This is a genomic window from Thermoplasmatales archaeon (genome assembly GCA_014361245.1).
Lineage (GTDB): Archaea > Thermoplasmatota > E2 > UBA202 > JdFR-43 > JACIWB01.
The window spans coordinates 1-528 of the sequence record JACIWB010000105.1 but is presented as its reverse complement, the minus strand read 5'-3'; the positions used below and the strand labels follow the sequence as shown (position 1 = coordinate 528).

The following is a 528-nucleotide window of genomic DNA, read 5'->3' as shown; positions in this document are numbered from 1 at the left end:
CTTTATTTATTTTAAAAGGAGGGAATGGGATGAACTGGAAAGAAACAGATAAAAGATTAATTGAATTTGGAAAAGAAATGGTAGAGGGAGCATGTAATGCTCTAAAAATAGATGAGGAAAAATGGAAAAAAGAATTGGAAGAGATGAATAAAGGGAAAAGAGGAGCACAATATAAAATACCTGCTTCTTTAATTTCAATGGCCTCAGCTTTCTACACATTTTTACCCTATCGCGAATTAGCAGGCTTGATTAACTCCTTGTTTGGAAAAAATTTTCATAGATTCAACAGGTTTTTCAATAATAAGAAAAGGAAATTGGAAGACAATAAAATTTAAGGAAAAAAACAATAGAAAATGGTATAAACTCCATAAATTATGCAATAGCAAAGGAGAAATAGTAGCTTTTGCCATAACTGAAGGAGATGTAAATGATTCCTCTCTTTTTGAAGATTTTATAGAGCATATACCCGCTGGCTCTACAATTTATGGAGATAAAGCATATTTTTCAAGAAAGAATTATAATATTGCT

Annotated in this window: 1 protein-coding gene and 1 pseudogene; both read left to right on the top strand. The window is 30.5% G+C overall.

Annotated features, from left to right (window positions below; translation table 11 throughout):
• The first annotated feature begins 29 nt into the window (after positions 1 to 29).
• Positions 30 to 335 (top strand): hypothetical protein, encoded by a 306-nt coding sequence (locus H5T45_07740; GenBank protein ID MBC7129588.1) that lies wholly within the window; start codon positions 30 to 32, stop codon positions 333 to 335.
• Positions 262 to 528 (top strand): annotated as a pseudogene (locus H5T45_07735) (transposase). Before H5T45_07740 ends, H5T45_07735 begins: the two are co-directional and overlap by 74 nt.

Bases quoted from the DNA above. Each gene is read 5' to 3' on its own strand.
- H5T45_07740 (MBC7129588.1), top strand. From the start codon at position 30: ATGAACTGGAAAGAAACAGATAAAAGATTAATTGAATTTGGAAAAGAA.